This is a genomic window from Oryzicola mucosus, from assembly GCF_014534685.1.
Classification (GTDB): Bacteria; Pseudomonadota; Alphaproteobacteria; order Rhizobiales; family Rhizobiaceae; genus Oryzicola; species Oryzicola mucosus.
Window position 1 is genome coordinate 324,029 of the sequence record NZ_JACVVX010000002.1, and the last position, 19,913, is coordinate 343,941.

General features: G+C 64.3%; 16 protein-coding genes. 6 read left to right on the top strand and 10 right to left on the bottom strand.

The window, feature by feature from the left end:
• Positions 1-367: 367 nt before the first annotated feature.
• Positions 368-3,850 (bottom strand): carbamoyl-phosphate synthase large subunit, encoded by a 3,483-nt coding sequence (carB, locus tag ICI42_RS08060; RefSeq protein ID WP_188164038.1) that lies wholly within the window; start codon positions 3,848-3,850, stop codon positions 368-370.
• Positions 3,851-4,022: 172 nt separating this feature from the next.
• Positions 4,023-4,382 (bottom strand): ArsR/SmtB family transcription factor, encoded by a 360-nt coding sequence (locus ICI42_RS08065; protein WP_188164039.1) that lies wholly within the window; start codon positions 4,380-4,382, stop codon positions 4,023-4,025.
• A 107-nt stretch (positions 4,383-4,489) separates the two neighbouring features.
• Between ICI42_RS08065 and ICI42_RS08070 the strand changes: the two genes are divergently transcribed.
• Positions 4,490-5,674: an MFS transporter gene (locus ICI42_RS08070; RefSeq protein WP_188164040.1), complete on the top strand. Its 1,185-nt coding sequence runs from the start codon at positions 4,490-4,492 to the stop codon at positions 5,672-5,674.
• 225 nt (positions 5,675-5,899) lie between these two features.
• Here the strand turns inward: ICI42_RS08070 and ICI42_RS08075 are convergent, their stop codons facing one another.
• Entirely contained in the window at positions 5,900-6,349 is a 450-nt protein-coding gene (locus ICI42_RS08075) for a GatB/YqeY domain-containing protein (RefSeq protein WP_188164041.1), read from the bottom strand.
• A gap of 523 nt (positions 6,350-6,872) precedes the next feature.
• Between ICI42_RS08075 and carA the strand changes: the two genes are divergently transcribed.
• Entirely contained in the window at positions 6,873-8,072 is a 1,200-nt protein-coding gene (gene carA / locus ICI42_RS08080; RefSeq protein WP_188164042.1) for a glutamine-hydrolyzing carbamoyl-phosphate synthase small subunit, read from the top strand.
• Positions 8,073-8,080: 8 nt separating this feature from the next.
• On the opposite strand, the gene ICI42_RS08085 is transcribed toward carA, so the two are convergent.
• From ICI42_RS08085 to blaOXA, 3 genes are all read right to left on the bottom strand, one after another.
• Positions 8,081-8,509 carry a DMT family transporter gene (locus tag ICI42_RS08085; protein WP_188164043.1) on the bottom strand — a complete coding sequence of 143 codons (429 nt, stop codon included), beginning with the start codon at positions 8,507-8,509 and terminating at the stop codon, positions 8,081-8,083.
• Positions 8,506-8,988 carry a DMT family transporter gene (locus ICI42_RS08090; RefSeq protein WP_188164044.1) on the bottom strand — a complete coding sequence of 161 codons (483 nt, stop codon included), beginning with the start codon at positions 8,986-8,988 and terminating at the stop codon, positions 8,506-8,508. Before ICI42_RS08090 ends, ICI42_RS08085 begins: the two co-directional genes overlap by 4 nt.
• A gap of 163 nt (positions 8,989-9,151) precedes the next feature.
• Positions 9,152-9,961, bottom strand: a complete 810-nt coding sequence (gene blaOXA, locus ICI42_RS08095; RefSeq protein ID WP_407945143.1) for a class D beta-lactamase — start codon at positions 9,959-9,961, stop codon at positions 9,152-9,154.
• A gap of 251 nt (positions 9,962-10,212) precedes the next feature.
• Between blaOXA and ICI42_RS08100 the strand changes: the two genes are divergently transcribed.
• Positions 10,213-10,632: a DUF983 domain-containing protein gene (locus ICI42_RS08100; protein WP_188164046.1), complete on the top strand. Its 420-nt coding sequence runs from the start codon at positions 10,213-10,215 to the stop codon at positions 10,630-10,632.
• 21 nt (positions 10,633-10,653) lie between these two features.
• On the opposite strand, the gene ypfJ is transcribed toward ICI42_RS08100, so the two are convergent.
• Positions 10,654-11,559 (bottom strand): KPN_02809 family neutral zinc metallopeptidase, encoded by a 906-nt coding sequence (ypfJ, locus tag ICI42_RS08105; protein WP_188164047.1) that lies wholly within the window; start codon positions 11,557-11,559, stop codon positions 10,654-10,656.
• Positions 11,560-11,741: 182 nt separating this feature from the next.
• Here ypfJ and ICI42_RS08110 point away from each other — a divergent pair, with 182 nt between their 5' ends.
• Entirely contained in the window at positions 11,742-12,692 is a 951-nt protein-coding gene (locus tag ICI42_RS08110) for a polysaccharide deacetylase family protein (RefSeq protein ID WP_188164048.1), read from the top strand.
• Here the strand turns inward: ICI42_RS08110 and ICI42_RS08115 are convergent.
• From ICI42_RS08115 to ICI42_RS08125, 3 genes are all read right to left on the bottom strand, one after another.
• Positions 12,645-12,833, bottom strand: coding sequence for a hypothetical protein (locus ICI42_RS08115; protein ID WP_188164049.1), 189 nt, complete (start codon positions 12,831-12,833; stop codon positions 12,645-12,647). The genes ICI42_RS08110 and ICI42_RS08115 overlap by 48 nt on opposite strands.
• Before the next feature lie 123 nt (positions 12,834-12,956).
• Complete coding sequence (locus ICI42_RS08120; protein WP_230980221.1) at positions 12,957-13,502, bottom strand: NUDIX domain-containing protein; 546 nt, start codon at positions 13,500-13,502, stop codon at positions 12,957-12,959.
• Positions 13,503-13,585: 83 nt separating this feature from the next.
• Positions 13,586-15,256, bottom strand: a complete 1,671-nt coding sequence (locus ICI42_RS08125; RefSeq protein ID WP_188164050.1) for a Na/Pi cotransporter family protein — start codon at positions 15,254-15,256, stop codon at positions 13,586-13,588.
• Positions 15,257-15,583: 327 nt separating this feature from the next.
• Between ICI42_RS08125 and dnaG the strand changes: the two genes are divergently transcribed.
• Complete coding sequence (dnaG, locus tag ICI42_RS08130) at positions 15,584-17,533, top strand: DNA primase (protein WP_188164051.1); 1,950 nt, start codon at positions 15,584-15,586, stop codon at positions 17,531-17,533.
• Between the two features lie 297 nt (positions 17,534-17,830).
• Positions 17,831-19,849, top strand: a complete 2,019-nt coding sequence (gene rpoD / locus ICI42_RS08135) for an RNA polymerase sigma factor RpoD (RefSeq protein WP_188164052.1) — start codon at positions 17,831-17,833, stop codon at positions 19,847-19,849.
• Positions 19,850-19,913: the final 64 nt, after the last annotated feature.

Sequence of the window (19,913 nt, forward strand, 5' to 3'; positions counted from 1 at the left end):
GGGGTGTTCGGGAAAGTCGCGGGTTTATTTGAGCGGGGAAGGCGGTTGAAGCAAAATTTCCGGGGTTCAGCGGTGGTTGTTTGAAATGGTAAACAACGATTGCGGGTCGTTGGCCCCTCACCCTGCCGAACTTGACTCACAAGGATGGTCGATGGGGGCATTCTACGGCGCCCCCCTCTGCCCTGCCGGGCATCTCCCCCGCATGGGGGGAGATCGGATGTCATCGCCGCTTTCGCTAACAGCCAGCATTGCAAGAAAAGCGACAACGTTAAAACTGCCAATCTCCCCCCATGCGGGGGAGATGTCCGGCAGGACAGGGGGGCAACCTCGAACTTGGTTTTCGCCTATCGCCCCTCGCGGTCTACCCTCAGACAAAATACTCCTGCAGCGGGCGGACTTCGAGATTGCCGGCGCGCAGCGCCGCGATGGCTTCGGCGACGGCAGCCGCGCCCGACAGCGTGGTGTAGTAGGGCACGCGCTGCATCAGCGTGGCGCGGCGCAGCGATTTTGAGTCCGACAGCGCCTTCTGGCCGTCGGTGGTGTTGAAGACAATCTGCACCTGGCGGTTGCGGATGGCGTCCTCGATATGCGGGCGGCCTTCCAGCATCTTGTTGATCTTTTCGGCCTCGACGCCATTGTCGCGCAGGAAGCGCGCGGTGCCGCCGGTGGCGAGCACGCGGAACCCTTCGCCGGCCAGGCGGCGCACCGCCGGCAGGATGCCCGCCTTGTCCTCGTCGCGCACCGAGACGAACAAAGTGCCCGAACGCGGCAGGTCGACGCCGGCGCCGAGCTGGCTCTTGGCGAAGGCGAGCGCGTAGTTGGTGTCGAGCCCCATGACCTCGCCGGTGGATTTCATCTCCGGCCCGAGCAGGATGTCGACGCCGGGGAATTTCGCAAACGGGAACACCGCTTCCTTGACGGCGATGTGGCCGGGATTGCGCGGGTCGGGTTTCGGACCGTAATGGGCAAAAGCCTCGTCCAGCGTCTCGCCAGCCATGATGCGGGCGGCGATCTTGGCGATGGGGCTGCCGATGGTCTTGGCGACGAAGGGCACGGTGCGCGACGCGCGCGGGTTGACCTCGAGAACGTAGATCTGGCCGTCCTTGATGGCGTATTGCACGTTCATCAGGCCGCCGACATGGAGCGCGCGCGCCATGGCCGCCGTCTGGCGCTCCAGCTCGTCGACCATTTCGTCGGACAGCGAGTGGACCGGCAGCGAGCAGGCCGAGTCGCCGGAATGGATGCCGGCTTCCTCGATATGCTCCATGATGCCCGAGACGAAGGTGGACTTGCCGTCGCACAGGCAATCGACATCGACCTCGATGGCGCCCGACAGATAGGTGTCGAACAGAAGCGGGTTCTTGCCCAGAAGCGTGTTGATCTGGCCGGTCTTGTCGTTGGGGTATTTCTGCTTGATGTCTTCCGGCACCAGGCCGGGCACGGTGTCGAGCAGATAGGACTGCAGCATGCCCTCGTCATGGATGATCTGCATGGCGCGGCCGCCCAGCACGTAGGACGGGCGCACGACCAGCGGGAAACCGAGCTCGGAGGCGACAGTGCGGGACTGCTCGACCGAATAGGCGATGCCGTTCTTGGGCTGCAGCAGGTCGAGCTTGCGCAGAAGCTTCTGGAAGCGGTCGCGGTCCTCGGCGAGGTCGATGGCGTCGGGCGAGGTGCCGAGGATCGGGATGCCGGCCTTTTCGAGCGCATCGGCGAGCTTGAGCGGGGTCTGGCCGCCGAACTGGACGATGACGCCGACGAGTTCGCCGTCGGCCTGCTCGGCGCGCAGGATTTCCAGCACGTCCTCGGGCGTCAGCGGCTCGAAATAGAGCCGGTCGGAGGTGTCGTAGTCGGTCGACACCGTCTCGGGGTTGCAATTGATCATGATGGCTTCATAGCCGGCGTCGCGCAGCGCGAAGGCGGCATGGCAGCAGCAATAGTCGAACTCGATGCCCTGGCCGATGCGGTTGGGGCCGCCGCCGAGGATAACCACCTTCCTGCGCGCCGAAACCTGAGCCTCGGAGCGGGCCTCGCCGGCAAACGGCGTCTCGTAGGACGAGTACATATAGGCGGTGGGGGAGGCGAATTCGGCCGCACAGGTGTCGATGCGCTTGTAGACGGGGTGAACGTCAAGCCTGTCGCGCAGCTTGGCGACGTCGGCTGGTTCGGCGGAGGTCAGCGAGGCAAGGCGGGCGTCGGAAAAGCCCATCGCCTTCAGCATGCGCAGATTGGCGGCATCGCGCGGCAGGCCGTGCTCGCGCACCCGCGCCTCGGTGGCGATGATGCCGGCGATCTGTTCGAGGAACCACGGGTCGATCTTGCACATGTCGTGCACGTCTTCCAGCGAGGTGCCCATGCGGATCGCCTGGGCGACCATGCGCAGCCGGTCGGGCGTCGGCGTGCCAAGGGCCGCGCGGATGGCGTTGCGGTCGTCGCCTGTGCCGATGCCGGGAATCTCGATCTCGTCCAGGCCGGTGAGGCCGGTCTCGAGCCCGCGCAGCGCCTTTTGCAGCGATTCAGGGAAGGTGCGGCCGATCGCCATGACCTCGCCGACCGACTTCATGGCCGTCGTCAGCGTGGTCGAGGCGCCGGGGAATTTCTCGAAGGCGAAACGCGGGATCTTGGTGACGACATAGTCGATGGACGGCTCGAAGGAGGCCGGCGTGGCGCCGCCGGTGATGTCGTTTTCCAGCTCGTCCAGCGTGTAGCCGACGGCGAGCTTGGCCGCGACCTTGGCGATGGGAAAGCCGGTGGCCTTGGAGGCGAGCGCGGAGGAGCGCGAGACGCGCGGGTTCATCTCGATGACGACGAGCCGGCCGTCGGCGGGGTTGACGGCGAACTGCACGTTGGAGCCGCCGGTCTCGACGCCAATCTCGCGGAGGACCGCGATCGAGGCGTTGCGCATCATCTGATATTCCTTGTCGGTCAAGGTCAGCGCCGGCGCGACGGTGATCGAGTCGCCCGTGTGCACGCCCATCGGGTCGATGTTTTCGATGGAGCAGATGATGATGCAGTTGTCGGCTTTGTCGCGCACCACCTCCATCTCGTATTCCTTCCAGCCGAGCACCGATTCCTCGATGAGGACTTCGGTGGTGGGGGAGGCGTCGAGGCCCGAGCCGATGATGTCGAAGAATTCGGTGCGGTTGTAGGCGATGCCGCCGCCGGTGCCGCCCATGGTGAAGGAGGGGCGGATGATGGCGGGCAGGCCGACATGGTCGAGCGCCTGGGCGGCGATGCCCATGGCGTGGTTGATGTAGCGCTGCTTGCGGTCGCCTTCGCCGAGGTTCCATTCGGTCTCCAGCGCATCGAGGGCTGCGTCGAGCTCGGCGGGGTTCTCCGCCTTGAGCTCAGCGCGGCGCGCCTCGTGCTTCTTGCGGTCCTCGTCCTTGGCGGCGGATGCGTTGGCCAGCATGGAGCGCGGCGTCTCAAGCCCGATCTTGGCCATGGCCTCGCGGAACAGAGAGCGGTCCTCGGCCTTGTCGATGGCGTCGGCGTCGGCGCCGATCATCTCGACATTGTAGCGCTCGAGCACGCCCATCCGCCGCAGCGACAAGGCTGTGTTGAGCGCGGTCTGGCCGCCCATGGTGGGCAGAAGTGCGTCGGGACGCTCCTTGGCGATGATCTTGGCGACGACTTCGGGGGTGATCGGCTCGATATAGGTGGCGTCGGCCAGTTCCGGGTCGGTCATGATGGTGGCGGGGTTGGAGTTGACCAGGATGACCCGGTAACCCTCTTCCTTCAGCGCCTTGCAGGCCTGGGTGCCGGAATAGTCGAACTCGCAGGCCTGGCCGATGACGATGGGACCGGCTCCGATGATCAGGATGGACTTGATGTCGGTGCGTCTTGGCATGGTGCGGTCCGTTCTTGCGTGTTCTGCGCCAAGTCCCGGCGCGGGAATGCCGGCCGGTGGCGCAGGGAAGTCTCAGAGTTGGGCTAAGGGCGCCTTATAGGCAAATGCGGGCTGAGGTGTAACCCCGAAAATCGCGATTTTTCGCCGCGTCAAGGGGTTGTCCGCATGAGATTCAGAGCAAAACGCCGGTCGCGGGGATGGGCAGCGGGCCATGCGCGCGCGCAGCCTCGCCGGAAGCCGCCAGGATGCTGTCCAGAAGGCCGGGAAAGCGGGCGTCGAGATCGGCTGCGCGCAAGGAGATGAGGCGGCTGGTGCCGGCGATTTCGGTGCGGGTGATGCCGGCCTCGCGCAGCTTGGCAAGGTGATAGCTGATGTTGGTCTTGGAACCGAACTCGGCGAAACCGCCGCAAGCGATCGGGGCGTTGCCGCTATCCGCCAGCATGCGAACGATGGCGAGCCGCGTGGGGTCGCCAAGGGCTGCGAGGACATGGGGCAGGCTGATCTGGTCGGCGGCGATATGCGGCAGGCTCATGGACGATAACGTTTCCGGCGCAGGATGTGTTGACTGTCTCAGGGGACATTGACATGGGAGGCGATGAAGTTCAATAGTTCAATGAATTTTGAACAAAGGCGTCTTTCATGGATCCTCGCATCGTCTGGCTCGGCGTCGGCTCGTTCGCCATGAGCACGGTCGGCTTCGTCTTTTCCAGCCTGCTTCCGGCAATCGCCGGCGAAACGCATGTGTCGGTGCCAAGCGCCGGCTATCTGATCATGGCGTTTTCGCTCGCCTATGCCGTCGGGGCGCCTGTGCTGTCGGCGGTGATGGGTGAGGCGGACAGGCGCCGCGTGCTCGCGCTGACCATCCTGGCCTTCGTCTGCGGGAACATCGTCGCCGCCACCAGCGGTTCGTTCGGCGGGCTCTTGGCCGCGCAGATCCTGATGGGCGGAACGGCGGGACTTTATGCCGCCACCGCGCAGGCAACCGCAATCGCCTTGGCCGGGCCGGAGCACAGGGCGCGGGCCATTGCCGTGGTGCTCGGCGGCACGACCTTCGCGGTCGCGCTGGGCGCGCCGGCCGGATCGCTGATCGCTAATCTGTGGGGATGGCGCGGCACCTTCGTGGCAATCGCTGTTTTGGGAGCGGCCTGCGCGTCGATCCTTTGGGTCCGGTTGCCGCGCGACATGCACGGCACCCACCTGCCGCTGTCGCAGCGTTTCCGGGCGATAGCGCTGCCGGGGATCACGGCGTCTCTGCTCGTGACGCTGCTTTATCTCGCCGGCGGCTTCGTCATGGTGTCGTATCTGGCGCCGCTTGCCATGGACGGGGCTGGGCTCAGCGCCATGGCGCTGCCGGCGCTGCTGCTTGCCTTCGGCGCCGGTGCGGTGCTGGGCAATCTCGGCAGCGGCTATCTCTCCGACAGGTTCGGGGCGACGACGGTCGTCACGCTGGCGCTGCTCTTGTCCTCGGCGATCTGCGTGGCCATGGCGTCGGTGGTCACCTTCCTGCCGCATGCACTCGCCGGTCCGATCCTCATCGGGCTGATGGTTCCATGGGGAATCATCGGCTGGTCGTTCCCGCCCGCGCAGGCGAGCCGCATCGTCGGCCGGTCGCCCGAGATCGCGCATCTGACCTTGTCGCTGAACGCCTCGGCAATGTATTTCGGCATCGCGCTGGGAACGGTCGTCGGCGGCAGGATTCTGGAATTCTCCAGTGCCGCGAGCTTGGGATTTTTCGCCGCGGGGTTCCCGCTGATCGCGCTTGCCGTGCTGCTGGCGACGCGGAAGTCGATGCAGGCGGGGGCACCTTCAAGGCTTGCCGTATAGAGGTCGGTTCGACCTATGTCGCGCTTCGAGGCTGACACCGAGCATGTCGCGCTCTGTCCTGCGCTTTCGCAAAACCGCCGCTGCCCACCGGCCAGCATGACCGCATGCGCGCCGAGCGGGCGTTGAACCGGCTCGTTGCGCTGGAGGAGCAACAGTCCTGATTTCAAGGCAAAAAAACCCGGCTCGAAAGCCGGGTTTGTAACCATAGATTCGGCGTGTTCCACCTTACTGCAGCAGATCCTTGACGATGCCGCTGGCCCTGGCGAAGTCCATCTGCCCGGCATATTTGTCTTTGAGCACGTTCATGCAGCGGCCCATGTCGCGCAGGCCTTCGGCGCCGACGTCCTGTACCACCTGCTTGCAGACATGGCGCACGTCGGCCTCGCCGAGCTGCTTGGGCAGGAAGTCGGCGATGATGGCGATTTCCTCGCGCTCCTGGGCGGCAAGCTCCAGCCGCGCGCCTTCCTCGAAGGCACGCGCGGATTCCTGGCGCTGCTTGACCATCTTGGTCAGGATCTGCAGGATCTCGTCGTCGCTGACGGGATCCTTGCCGTTGCCGCGATTGGCGATGTCGCGATCCTGAATGGCAGCCTGGATCAGGCGCAGCGTGGAGACGCGGCGCTTGTCCTGCAATTTGAGCGCCGACTTGAGCGCTTCGGCGATCTTCTCGCGCATGGTCCTGTTCCTTTTGGCGCCGGGCGAAGCGTTCCTTCGCACATGCGAACTTGTATCCTGGCCCGCGGCCGGAAGCTATAGTTTGAACGGCGGCACGCCGCCTTTTCGGGTTGAACTTTTCGGCCCAACGTTCGGTAGAGCGTTTCCTGTTTAGATTGAACCGGTTCTGTTTCGCCGATGACGCCCGCCATCCGGAAACCCTTCGGGCCGGGTCAATTCGGGCGTCCTTCGGACCCATTCGGGGCTCATCTCGTCCGGGCCACCAGCCCGACCATCGACGATCCCCTCGACCTTGTCCCGAATTTCCTCCGGCAGAACGATTCAATCCAAGCAGGAAACGCTCCAGAACGATTGACCCGCTCGCTGCCTTCGCCTATTGCTCGGCACCTGCATAGACATGTTCGATATGAGCGGGCAGCCAGCGAAAGCGCGGCGTTCCGTGCTTTTCACTGCGCCCATATGGCCCGTCGGTCGCTTTCTTTCAAGCCCACGGTCCGCGCGCGGCAGACACTGGAGTGGATAGATGACCGGCACTGCACCCTGGAGCGTGGACAAACCCACCGCCCTTCTCGTCCTCGCGGATGGAACGGTCATCGAGGGCCGCGGGCTGGGCGCCACCGGCAGCGCGGTTGCCGAAGTGTGCTTCAACACGGCGCTGACCGGCTATCAGGAAATCCTCACCGATCCGTCCTATGCCGGGCAGATCGTGACCTTCACCTTCCCGCATATCGGCAATATTGGCACCAATGACGAGGACATCGAGGACCTCAATCCGGCAGCGCGCGCGGGTGCGGTGGGCGCGGTGTTCAAGGCCGATGTCACCAACCCTTCGAACTACCGGTCCGCCGCCGATCTCGACCAATGGCTGAAGCGGCGCGGCATCGTCGCCCTTGCCGGCATCGACACGCGCGCCTTGACCGCGCTGATCCGCGAGAAGGGCTCGCCCAATGCGGTGATCGCGCATGCGCCGGATGGCGTGTTCGACGTCGAGCACCTCAAGCAGCGCGCCAAGGCCTGGGGCGGCCTTTTGGGTCTCGACCTCGCCAAGGACGTCACCTCCGGCCAGTCCTCGGTGTGGACGGAGACGCCCTGGGTTTGGGACGAAGGCTATGGCGAGCAGGACGCACCGTCGATGCATGTCGTGGCGATCGACTATGGCGTGAAGCGCAACATCCTGCGGCTTCTGGCCGGCCTCGGCGCCAAGGTGACGGTGGTGCCGGCGACGACGCCGTCGGAAGACATCCTGGCGATGAGCCCGGACGGCATCTTCCTGTCCAACGGTCCCGGCGATCCGGCCGCGACCGGCGAATATGCCGTGCCGGTGATCCAGGACCTGCTGGAGACCGAACTGCCGGTGTTCGGCATCTGCCTGGGCCACCAGATGCTGGCGCTGGCTCTGGGCGGCAAGACCGAAAAGATGCATCAGGGCCACCATGGCGCGAACCATCCGGTGAAGGACCACACCACCGGCAAGGTGGAGATCGTGTCGATGAACCATGGTTTCGCGGTGGATGCCGATTCCTTGCCCGAGGGCGTCGAGGAAACCCATGTGTCGCTGTTCGACGGATCGAACTGCGGCATCGCGCTGACGGGACGGCCGGTGTTTTCGGTGCAGCACCATCCCGAAGCCTCGCCCGGCCCGCAGGATTCGCACTATCTGTTCCGCCGCTTCGTCAATCTGATCCGCGAACAGAAGGGCGAACCGGCCCTGGCGGAACGGTAAGCCGTCAACTACCGCTTCGCCTGCGTCTGCGTGACGACGACGCCGGCGAGGATGAGGATCACGCCGAGGCCGGTGGCCCAGAGCGTTGTTGGGGCGGCGAGGACGAGGTCGAGCAGCACGCCCGAGACCATCTGGCCGCCAATGACCAGGATGGCGGTGTTGACCGCGCCGATGCGGGCGATGACCCAACTGCCGGCGGCGACGAAGACAACGCCGATGGGGCCGCCGACATAGGCGTGCCATGGCGCGTTTTCCGCACCCGGCGGGATGAGTCCGCCGACGACGAGGCCCAGAACGGTCAGCGCCGCGAAGCCGACGGCATGATTCCAGAAGGACGAGATCAGCGGCGAGGTGGAGACCGCGAGCCGGCCGTTGAGCTGTCGGCTGAGGCCGACCAGAAGGCCCGCCAGGCAGGCGACGAGGATCGGCATGGTCATGATTCAAAGCCCCGGAACAGGATGATCAGGGCGCTGCCCGCCAGGATGAGCGCAAGGGCTGCGAGATCGCGCAGTGTGGGGCGGCGCCTGGGCAGGCCGAACAGGCCCCAGAGGTCCGCGCCGAGGCTGAACACGACCTGGCCGGCGAGACCGAGCGCCAGCGTGCCTGCAAGCGCCAGCGGCGAATTGACCGCGAGCGAGGTCAGCATGACGGTGGCTGCGCCCGACAGGCCGCCGAGATAGGCCCAGAACGGCGCGGGCAGGCGTTCGGCGGTGTTCCTTTCGCGGCGGCGGTAGAGCAGGGCCAGGAACAGGATGGCCGCGACCGTGCCGGTGCCATGTGCGCCCCAGGAGGAGAACAGCGCATTGCCGTAGCGGCCGAGCTCGCCGTTGAAATGCACCATCAGCGTGAGCAGGCCGCCGGTGCCGAAGGCGGCCATGAAATGGATGAGCCGGGGCCGCGGCGTCGAGGTGGTCATGCAAAACTCCGGCGCTGAGGGTCTCGATGCATTCTTACAGCATCGCGCCGGCAATCAGAATCCGCGCGATGCTGAAAGATGCCCCCTTCGGCCCAGACCTGCGGCGGGGGAGAAAACCGGGCCGTTTCCGGGACGCCGCTGCGGCTTGGCCAAGGCAGGCGGATCAACGGCCGATCCGGGCGGCAAGCGCGGGCCAGTCGCGCATCAGGGCGTCCTTTGTGCGGATGCCGCCAGACGTGGTGTGACGCTTCTCATCCTGGGCAAGGCGGGCGAAGACCAGGGTGGCATCGCCTTTCTCGGCCCAGCCGACATACCAGCCCCAGCCGGCGGCGCGGTTGAGGCTGCCGTCGGCGTTGCGGGGATAGGCCGAGCCGGTCTTGCCCGAGACCTGCCAGCCGCCGACGTTGGCGCTTTCGACGACGCTTCTCGTCTTGTCGAGTACGTCGGGCCGGATCGGCAGCTTTCCGGATAACAGTCTTTGCAGGAAGGCTGTCTGCTCAAGCGGCGAAATCTTCAGCGACGAGCTGATCCAGGCCCGCTCCAGCCCGTTGTCCTTGCCGGGGTCGCCGGAGAAGTCTGCGTTTCCGTAAGCGAAGCGCTTGGCGTAATCTTCGAGACGGGCCCGCCCCAGGGTCTCGGCCATGCGCTGCGAGTACCAGACGACGGAATGTTTCATCCAGCTGGTGGGATCGATGGGCTGGCGCCAGGCGTCGCCGCCCCAATCGGCATAGCCCTTCTTGAAGGGCAGAACCGGCGCATGCGCATCGGTGAGGACGCCTGCGTCGAACCCGATCACGGCGAGCGCGAGCTTGAAGGTGGATGCGGGTGTGACGCGGCTTTCACAGTCGCCATCCTGCAGCAGGACCTTGCCGCTGCGAGCATCGGCGAGGACGGTGCAGATGTCGCGGGCTTGCGCCGCGGATGCCGAGATAAGCAGCGTCAGGGCGGCCAACAGGATCGATTTTTTCATCATGGTCCTCGCATATCAGTTGGTGCTGCCGGATATCGCAGAATGCCGAGACAGGGAAGGGCGGGCCAACGGCGCGGACTGCCGAAGCAAAGGTAATCTCAAGCCGCGTCTTATCGAGGGATCGAAGCCAAGCCGTGCGGTTTCCCGCGCATTTGGACGCAGGACCGATTGTCCTATCGGAACTGAACAAGAAACCCTTACGTTTAAGGTATGGGCGGCACTGCATGACTGGATGCCGCCGCGAAGGAAACGCCATGGACCACTCCGCCTATACGCCGACGACGAACCCGATGATGACGGGCATTCGCGGCCGTTGCCCGCGCTGCCAGGAGGGGCACCTGTTCGATGGCGTCTTGAAGCTTGCGCCGCGCTGCGATGTCTGCGGGCTCGATTATTCCTTTGCCGACCCCGCGGACGGCCCGGCGTTCTTTTCGATGACGATCGTCGCGGTGCCGGCGCTGCTGTTCGCGCTCTGGCTGCAACTCAGCTACGAACCGTCGCTGTGGGTGCATGTCGTGACGACGCTGCCGCTGACCCTGCTGGGGTCCTTGCTGCTGCTCAGGCCGCTGAAGGGCTGGCTGGTGTGTTCGCAGTTCTTCCACAAGGCCGAGGAAGGATCGATCGACCGCGAGTGGCACAGCCGCGCCGCCCGACCGGGCGGCACGGACGAGTGATGTCGATCGGGATCGTATCGATCAAATCTGCCCGCTGAAGGTATCGCAGTCCGACAGCTTGCCGCTTTCGAAACCGCGCGCGAACCAGCGCTGGCGCTGTTCGGACGTGCCGTGGTTGAAGCTTTCCGGCACGACATAGCCCTGCGTGCGCTTCTGCAGCGTGTCGTCGCCGATCTGCCGGGCGGCGTTCAGCGCCTCGTCGACATCGCCCTTTTCGAGCAGCCCCTTCTGATCGGTGAAATGACCCCAGACGCCGGCGAAGCAGTCGGCCTGAAGCTCGACCATCACCGACATGCGGTTCGATTCCGCCTCGGACATCTGCTGGCGCATCTGGTTGAACTTGGGTAGCACGCCGATCAGGTTCTGGACGTGGTGGCCGACTTCATGCGCAATCACATAGGCCTGGGCGAAGTCGCCGGCGGCACCGAAGCGCCGTTCCAGTTCCGTGAAGAACGAGGTGTCGAGATAGACCTTCTGGTCGTTGGGGCAATAGAACGGACCGGCCGCCGACGAGGCATAGCCGCAAGCCGACGATATCTGCCCTGAGAAGAGGACCAGGCTCGGCTCCTTGTAGGTCTGCCCTTCCGCCTGAAACACGCCGTTCCAGACGTCTTCCGTTTCGGCCAGAACGGTGGAGACGAACTGCTTCATCTCGTCATTGGCGGGCGATGCGCCCTGCGTGACCTGACCGCCGCCGCCGGGAACGCCGCTGCCGTCACTGGACATTTCCGACAGCGGATCGATGCCGCACGACCGCAGCGCGAAATAGAGGATGACCAGGATGATGATGCCGCCAATGCCGAGGCCGCCGCCACCGCCGCGTCCGACAGGGATGCGGAATCCGCCCCCGCCCGGCATTCGTCCGCCGCCGCCTTGACCGCGTGCATCCTGAACATTGCCGCTCTGACGACGCCCTTTCCAAAGCATTGAATTCCCTCTCGCATTGTGATGGCCGCGTGCGGCCCCATGCAACAACCGAGAAGTAGCCGAACCGGTTCCTTGAGTCACATGATTTCCATGGCGGAGCGGCGCTCAACCGGGGAGGCGCATAAGCGGTTCGTTAACCATAAACCGCTAAAAACGCCTGAGATTCCAACGGGACAATTCCAATGTCGTGTTTTCGCCTCTCAAAGCTGGCGGCGCTCGCCGGCTGCATGGCTCTTGCGGCCTGCGCCACACCGGTCAAGAAGGCCGAGACGCTGGAGGCGAGCAAGCTGGCTTTCGCCAACCTGCCGGTGGAGCAGCGGGTGGCAGGCGCGGAAAGCTTCCTCGCACCCGGGCCGCGCAGCCCGCTGGCGGGGCGTACGATCGTCGTGCATCAGATTTCGGATATCCAGTTGCAGCCGAAGGAAGTGGTGCTGACCTTCGACGACGGCCCGGTGCCGGGCAGGACCGAGCGCATTCTAGACGCCCTGAACGCCAGGGGCGTGAAAGCGACGTTCCTGATGGTCGGCCAGATGGCGCAAGCGCATCCGGATATCGCCAAGAAGGTCGCCATTGCCGGCCACACAATCGGCACCCACACGCAGGACCATGCCAATCTCGCGCATCTGAGCCTGCCGCGCGCCATGAGCGAGATCGAGCAGGGCAAACGCAGCGTGGCGGCGGCACTTCTGCCGACGCGCTACAAGGCGGCACCGTTCTTCCGCTTTCCCTATTTGGCGGATTCGCCTGCATTGAGAAACCGCCTCGCAGCCGAGGAGACGGTGGTGATCGACGTCGATATCGATTCCAAGGACTACTTCCAGTCGACGCCGGACCAGATCCGGCGCCGCACGATGGACGCCCTGGCGCATCGTGGATCGGGCATCATCCTGATGCACGACCTTCATGCGCGCACAGCGAGAATGCTGCCCGGGCTGCTGCAGGACTTGCAGGCGCAAGGCTACAAGGTGGTGCATCTGGTGCCGGGCAACAGAAGCATCAGCGAAGGCGGTCTCGTCGCCTCCATCCGGCCGGAGCCGGGAGCCGGCTCTGATGAGACGATGCTGGGCTACGCTATGCCGAAGAACTCAGTCCTCCTGCTTAGCGCCAGCGCTCTGTCCGTCGGAGCTTTTTGACCGCTCTTCGAAACGGTCCTCGCCTTTCTTGAGATCGTGGCCGGTTTCGGCCTCGACCTTGCGCTCTTCCTTCAACGTTTCCTGCCTGAGGCCCTCGGCGGCCTGCTTGCCTTTTTCGGTCGGGGCTTGTTCGACACCCATGGCGGTCTTCTCCGTTTAAAAGAGAAGAACGAATTTCGCTTCTACCGGTTCCGAGGGGCGGCGGGGCGTGAATCTCGGGCAAGACGTCCTGCGACTGCCAAAAAAGCCGCTCCAACCCAGGTCTCAGACAAGCCCCTTGATCTTCAGCATGCCGAATGTGGCGACCGTTCCGGCGTCGCAGATCGTCCCGTCCTTGATCATCTCTTCGAATTCGCTCAGCGCAAACCAGCGCGAGACCAAATCCTGTTCGGTGATCTCGCGGTGCGCTGTGCCGGCGGAGAGGCCGGTTGCCAGGAATATCCTGTAGCATTGGTTGATCGTGCCGTAGAGAGGGAACAGCCGCCCCACCTCCACGACGGTGCCGGCCGTCAATCCGGTTTCCTCCTCAAGCTCTGTCCGGGCGACGTCGGCGGGATCCGCTGTCGCGCCGCCTTCGACACTGCCTTGCGGGAACTCCCACTGACGGGAATGGATGGGGTAGCGGAACTGCTGGACGAGATGGACGCGGTCGCCGTCGATCGGGGCAATGATCACGAAATCGGGCTTGTCGACGAAACCGTACAGGCCTTCCGAGCCGTCGCGGAGAAGCGTCTTGTCTTCACGTACCTTCATCCAGCGGTTTTCGTACACGACCCGGCTGGAGAGCGTCCTGATATCGTCGTCCGACATTCGAATCCCCTTTTTCGAACTGTGCTTCGATCCGGAAGTCTGTCTGTCAGGGACACAGAAGGCGGGCAAGAGCCTGCGCAGACCTATGTGGTTGCTGCCTGCAGCCGCGAGCCGCGCAGCAGGCCCTGCTGCTCCAGCACCGGATAGGCGATGGAGGCGAGCAGCGAGTTGATCTGCTTGAGGTCGCGAATGGTATCGAGATGGATGGTGCTGGTTTCCATGCTCTTGACGGTACCGTCGCGCAGCCGCTCGAAATGGCGCTGACTGGACTGTTTTTCCATGTCGCGCAGCCGGTCTTTTTCCAGCACGATCTGGCGCGCGGTCTCGGGGTCGCGGGAAATCAGCACGTTGAAGGTCAGCCGCGCATTGGTCAGCACCGCATCGTGGAAGGCGGTGATTTCGCGCCAGCCCTCGTCGGTGAAGGTCAAGCCGCGCTCCATCTTCTTGCTGACATGGGCGAGCATGTTGCGCACGATGATGTCGCCGACCTGTTCGAGCTTGACGCAGGCGCCGAGCAGTTCCTGGCAGCGCAGAGCCTCGGTCTCGGAGAGCGAGCGGGTGGTGAGCTTTGCCAGATAGAGCTTTATCGCGGCATGGCGCTTGTCGATCCGGTCGTCCAGCAGCGACAGGGCGGCGATCTTCTGCTCGTCGGCCTTGTCATAGAGGTCGATGATGCGGTTGAGCATGATCTCGACGGTCTCGCAGACATGCACGACCTCGCGGGTGGCGTTGGCCAGCGCCTGGCCTGGGTGGTCGAGCGCCTTTTCATCGAGCGCGCTGAGTTCGGTGTCCGCCAGGGCGTTGGCAGGCTCCGGCGGCGTGCCGAGTTCGACGATCTTCTGGGACAGGCGATAGACCAGCGTTGCCAGCGGAAGGCCGGCTATCAGGATGATGCAGTTGAACAGGATATGCGCATTGACGATCTGGTCGGGCACCGTCGAGCCCAGCATGGCGACCGGGGGATCGAAGGCGAGGAACAGCACGAGCATTGCCAGCGATCCCGCGCCGCGCATCAGAAGGTTGCCGATGGGAACGACGCGTATGCCGGGATCGGCCCGGCGCGTCAGGATCGGCGCGATGATCGAGCTGCCGAGATTGACGCCGAGCACCAGAACGATACCGAGTTCCGGCGGAATGAAGCCGCGGCCGGCCAGCGTCGCCATCAGCAGGACCGCCGCGATGGAGGAGTGGAACAGCCAGGTGACCAGGGCCGCCAACAGATAGGCGGTGACCGGATCGCCCGCGAAATAATTGACGATCATCGGCATCAACTGGCTGTCGCGCAGCGGTTCCGACGCCTGGCCGATCATTTCGAGAGACAAAAGCAGCAGGCCGATGCCGATGAGGATGCGGCCGAACTGGCGCCAGTCGCGCCGCTCCGTCGCCATGAACATGACGGTGCCGGCGGTGAGGCACAGCGGAACCAGCAGGGAAAGGTCGAATGTGAGCAGCTTGACGACGAGGGCGGAGCCGATCTCCGCGCCGCGCACGGCGAGCTGCCCGGCAATGCCGCTGACGATGCCGGCGCCGGCGAAGGAGGCAACGAGGAGGGTGACCGCGGTCGAGCTTTGGAACGCGACGGCAAGGCCGGTGCCGGCCAGCACCGCCATGAGCGGGTTGCGCATGGTGGCGCGCAGCTTGTGGCGGAGCACATCGCCATAGGCGCGCTCGACGCCGGTCTTCACCAGGCGCGTGGCAAACAGCATCAGCGCAATGGCGCCGGCCAGATGAAGCAGGACGACGGAGCCGCTCATGAGCGCGTCCCAAAGCCCAGGCAAGATTGCCTGCGCCCTTTCGGCGCTGAAAATGGTGAGGCGGGATGCATCGTCGTCAATCCGCAGAAAAGCCCAGAGTTCCGAGCCATATTACATTAGCCGGGTAATAGTGTGGCGCGGTTTGCGCGCAACCGCAAGCTCAGAAGCGACACTAGTCGAGCTTCTTACGAAAGAAAAACGAAAACAATGAGAAAATCACGCCCTTCGTTGTCGACATGCCAAGCTGTGGAAAGCGGGTATGGCTGAACTTGGCTGTCGTCGTGGGGCCTCTCCGGGTCTATATAAGGTTTGGAGACACAATCCACGATGCGCTTTCCGCCCGCCTTTCTCGACGAAATACGCGACCGCGTGCCGATTTCTTCGGTCGTCGGCAGCCGTGTGTCCTGGGATCGCCGCAAGACCAATGCCCAGCGCGGCGATTGGTGGGCGTGCTGCCCGTTCCACGGCGAGAAATCGCCGAGCTTCCATTGCGAGGACAAGAAGGGCCGCTACCACTGCTTCGGCTGCGGCGTTTCGGGCGATCATTTCAAATTCCTGACCGAACTCGACGGAATGAGCTTTCCCGAAGCGGTCGAGCGGGTCGCCGACATGGCGGGCGTTCCGATGCCGGCGCGCGACGTGCAGGCCGAACAGCGCGAGCGCGAACGCGCCTCTCTGACCGATGTGATGGAGATGGCGACCGTCTTTTTCCAGGAGCAGTTGCAGTCGGCGGCGGGAGCCAAGGCGCGGTCCTATCTGCGCGAACGCGGCCTGACCCCGGCCACGCAGCAGGCGTTCCGGCTCGGCTATGCGCCCGAAAGCCGCAATGCGCTGAAGGAGCACCTGGCCTCCAAGGGGGTGGGCAAGGCGGAGATCGAGGCCTGCGGACTGGTTCGCCATGGCGCGGATGTGCCGGTGTCCTACGATTATTTCCGCGACCGCATCATGTTTCCGATCCCGGATTCGCGCGGCCGGATCATCGCCTTCGGCGGACGGGCGCTGGCTGCGGATGCGCTGGCCAAATACATGAATTCGCCCGATACCGAGCTCTTCCACAAAGGCAACGTGCTCTACAATTTCGCCCGCGCGCGAAAGGCGCTGGCGCGGGGCGGGACCGTGATCGCGGTCGAAGGCTATATGGATGTGATCGCGCTGGCCCAGGCCGGCTTCGAGCATGTGGTGGCGCCGCTCGGCACGGCGCTGACGGAAAACCAGCTCGAGCTTTTGTGGCGCATGTCGGGCGAGCCGCTTCTGTGCTTCGACGGCGACGCGGCGGGCCTGAAAGCCGCGCACCGCGCCGCCGATCTGGCTCTGCCGGAGATCGCGCCCGGCCGCACCGTGCGCTTCGCCCTGTTGCCGGAGGGCAAGGACCCCGACGATCTGGTCAAGTCGGAAGGGCCTGACGCCTTCCGCGCGGTGCTGGCGGAGGCCAAGCCGCTCGCCGACCTGTTGTGGATGCGCGAGACGGCGGGCGGCGTGTTCGAGACGCCGGAGCGGCGCGCGGAACTGGAAAAGACGCTGCGCGAACTCAGCAACCGCATCAAGGACGAGAGCGTGCGTTTCCATTACCAGCAGGAAATGCGCGACCGGGTGCAGAGCTTCTTCGGCGCGCAGCGCGCCCGCAACAACCCGCGCGGCAACCAGGGCGGCGGCCGCGACCGCAACGGTTTCGGCAACCGGGGGCAGGGCGGCGGCCAGTGGTCGCGCGGCGGATCAGCGCAGCGCATGACGATGAGCGAGAGCCTGGGCCGGTCGGCGATGGTGCGCCGCGTCGGCGAACAGATGTCGGTGCGCGAGGCCACCATCGTCGTGGCGCTGGTCAATCATCCCGCTTTGGTCGATGAGAATTTCGAGCATGTCGAGTTTCTCGATCTCGCCAATGCCGATCTCCGTCGCCTTCACGCCGCCCTGCTGGATGCGCTGGCGCATGGCGAGCACAGCCGCGAGCAGGTGCTTGCCGCCATCGAACGCGCCGGGCTTTCCGAGATATGGGAGCGGGCGATGAGCCTGATGCGCAAGGCGCGCGAGTGGACCGCGCTGGAGGATGCCGCCATCGAGGATGCGCGCGACGCGTTTGCCCAGTCGCTGCACTTGCACCGAAGCGCGCGTACCTTACATAAGGAGCTGAAACAGGCCGAGACGGCACTGGCGACCGATCCGACAGACGAAAACTACCGGCATCTGATCGAAATCCAGGCTCAATTCCGCGATGTGCAGGCAACCGAGGCCCTTATCGAAGGCTTCGGCGTTTCGTCCGGAAGGGCGGGGCGCGCCTGAACACAGATGGGCTCTGCCGCAATTGATTCGCTTTTTTGAGGCGAATCGTGCGACAGGCGCTTGACCTTCGTTCAGAATAACGGAATCAGGACGATTCGAAACGTTAACCTTTGTGCAACGCCGGATCATATACGGCTTGCCCGAACAACGAGACGCTATCCTTGAAAACTGGACAGCGGAGAAATCCGCACCAGATATCACGGTTAATCTCGAGTTAAATACGGTGCCGGAATCGCCTTCAAGGCTGGTACGGCACATGTCTTACGCGGTCGACGGACCGCCTGGAGAAAACAAAGCATGGCGAAAAACGAGAAGGAAGAGGGCGAGACCGAACGCGAGGCCACGACCGATGGCCCGCTGCTCGACCTTTCCGACGACGCTGTCAAGAAGATGATCAAGCTCGCCAAGAAACGTGGCTATGTCACGATGGACGAGCTGAATGCCGTGCTGCCTTCCGAAGAGGTGACCTCCGAGCAGATCGAGGACACCATGTCGATGCTGTCCGACATGGGCATCAACGTCGTCGAGGACGATGAGCAGGCCGAGGAAGGCGAACAGGAAGGCGATGCCGAAGAGGAAGCCGGCGAACTCGCCGAGCGGACCGGCACGGCCGTCGTCGCCACCACCACGAAGAAAGAGCCGACCGACCGCACCGACGATCCCGTCCGCATGTATTTGCGCGAAATGGGTTCGGTCGAGCTGTTGTCGCGCGAGGGCGAAATCGCCATCGCCAAGCGCATCGAGGCCGGTCGCGAGACGATGATCGCGGGCCTCTGCGAGAGCCCGCTGACGTTCCAGGCCATCATCATCTGGCGCGACGAGCTCAATGAAGCCAAGATTCTGCTGCGCGAGATCATCGATCTCGAGGCCACCTATGCCGGCCCCGAGGGCAAGCAGGTGCCGGTCGTCGAGCGCGTCGAAGAGGACGCCAAGCCCAAGGTCGAAGAGGCCAGGGGCGGCCGCCGCCGCGAGGACGAAGACGACATCACCAATGTCGGCGGCGATACGCGCACCGAGGAAGACGACGAGGACGAAGACGAGAACAGCCTGTCGCTGGCGGCCATGGAAGCCGAGTTGCGGCCGCAGGTGATGGAGACGCTCGACGTCATCGCCGACACCTACAAGAAGCTGCGCAAGCTGCAGGACCAGCAGGTCGAAAACCGCCTGGCTTCGGCCGAGGCGCTGTCGGCCAGCCAGGACCGCCGGCTCAAGGAGCTGAAGGACCAGCTGATCACGGCGGTGAAGTCGCTGGCGCTCAACCAGAACCGCATCGAGGCGCTGGTCGAGCAGCTCTACGACATCAACAAGCGCCTGGTTCAGAACGAGGGCAAGCTGCTGCGCCTCGCCGAGAGCTACGGTGTGCGCCGCGAGGAGTTCCTGCGCGAGTATCACGGTTCCGAGCTGGACACGAGCTGGGCTGAACGGATCGGCACGCTGACGACGCGCGGTTGGAAGGAGTTCACCAAGAACGAACGCCCCAACATTTTCGAGCTGCGGTCCGAGATCCAGAACCTGGCAACGGAGACCGCGATCTCGATCGCCGAGTTCCGCAAGATCGTCAATCGGGTGCAGAAGGGCGAGCGCGAAGCAGCGATTGCCAAGAAGGAGATGGTGGAAGCCAATCTCCGCCTCGTCATCTCCATCGCCAAGAAATACACCAACCGCGGCCTGCAGTTCCTGGATTTGATCCAGGAGGGCAATATCGGCCTGATGAAGGCGGTCGACAAGTTCGAGTATCGTCGCGGCTACAAGTTCTCGACCTATGCGACCTGGTGGATCCGGCAGGCTATCACCCGTTCGATCGCCGACCAGGCGCGCACCATCCGCATTCCGGTGCATATGATCGAGACGATCAACAAGATCGTCCGCACGTCGCGCCAGATGCTGCATGAGATCGGCCGCGAGCCAACGCCGGAAGAGTTGGCCGAAAAGCTTGCCATGCCGCTGGAAAAGGTGCGCAAGGTGCTGAAGATCGCCAAGGAGCCGATCTCGCTCGAAACGCCGGTGGGCGACGAAGAGGACAGCCACCTCGGCGATTTCATCGAGGACAAGGGTGCGATCCTGCCGATCGACGCGGCGATCCAGGCCAATCTGCGCGAGACGACGACGCGCGTGCTGGCCTCGCTCACCCCCCGCGAGGAACGCGTGCTGCGCATGCGCTTCGGCATCGGCATGAACACCGACCATACGCTGGAAGAAGTCGGCCAGCAGTTCTCGGTCACCCGCGAGCGCATCCGCCAGATCGAGGCGAAGGCGCTGCGCAAGCTCAAGCATCCCAGCCGTTCGCGCAAGCTGCGCAGCTTCCTGGACAGCTGATCGAAACGCACTTCAGCGAATTCGAAGAGACAGAGGGCGGCTTTCGGGCCGCCCTTTCTTTTGG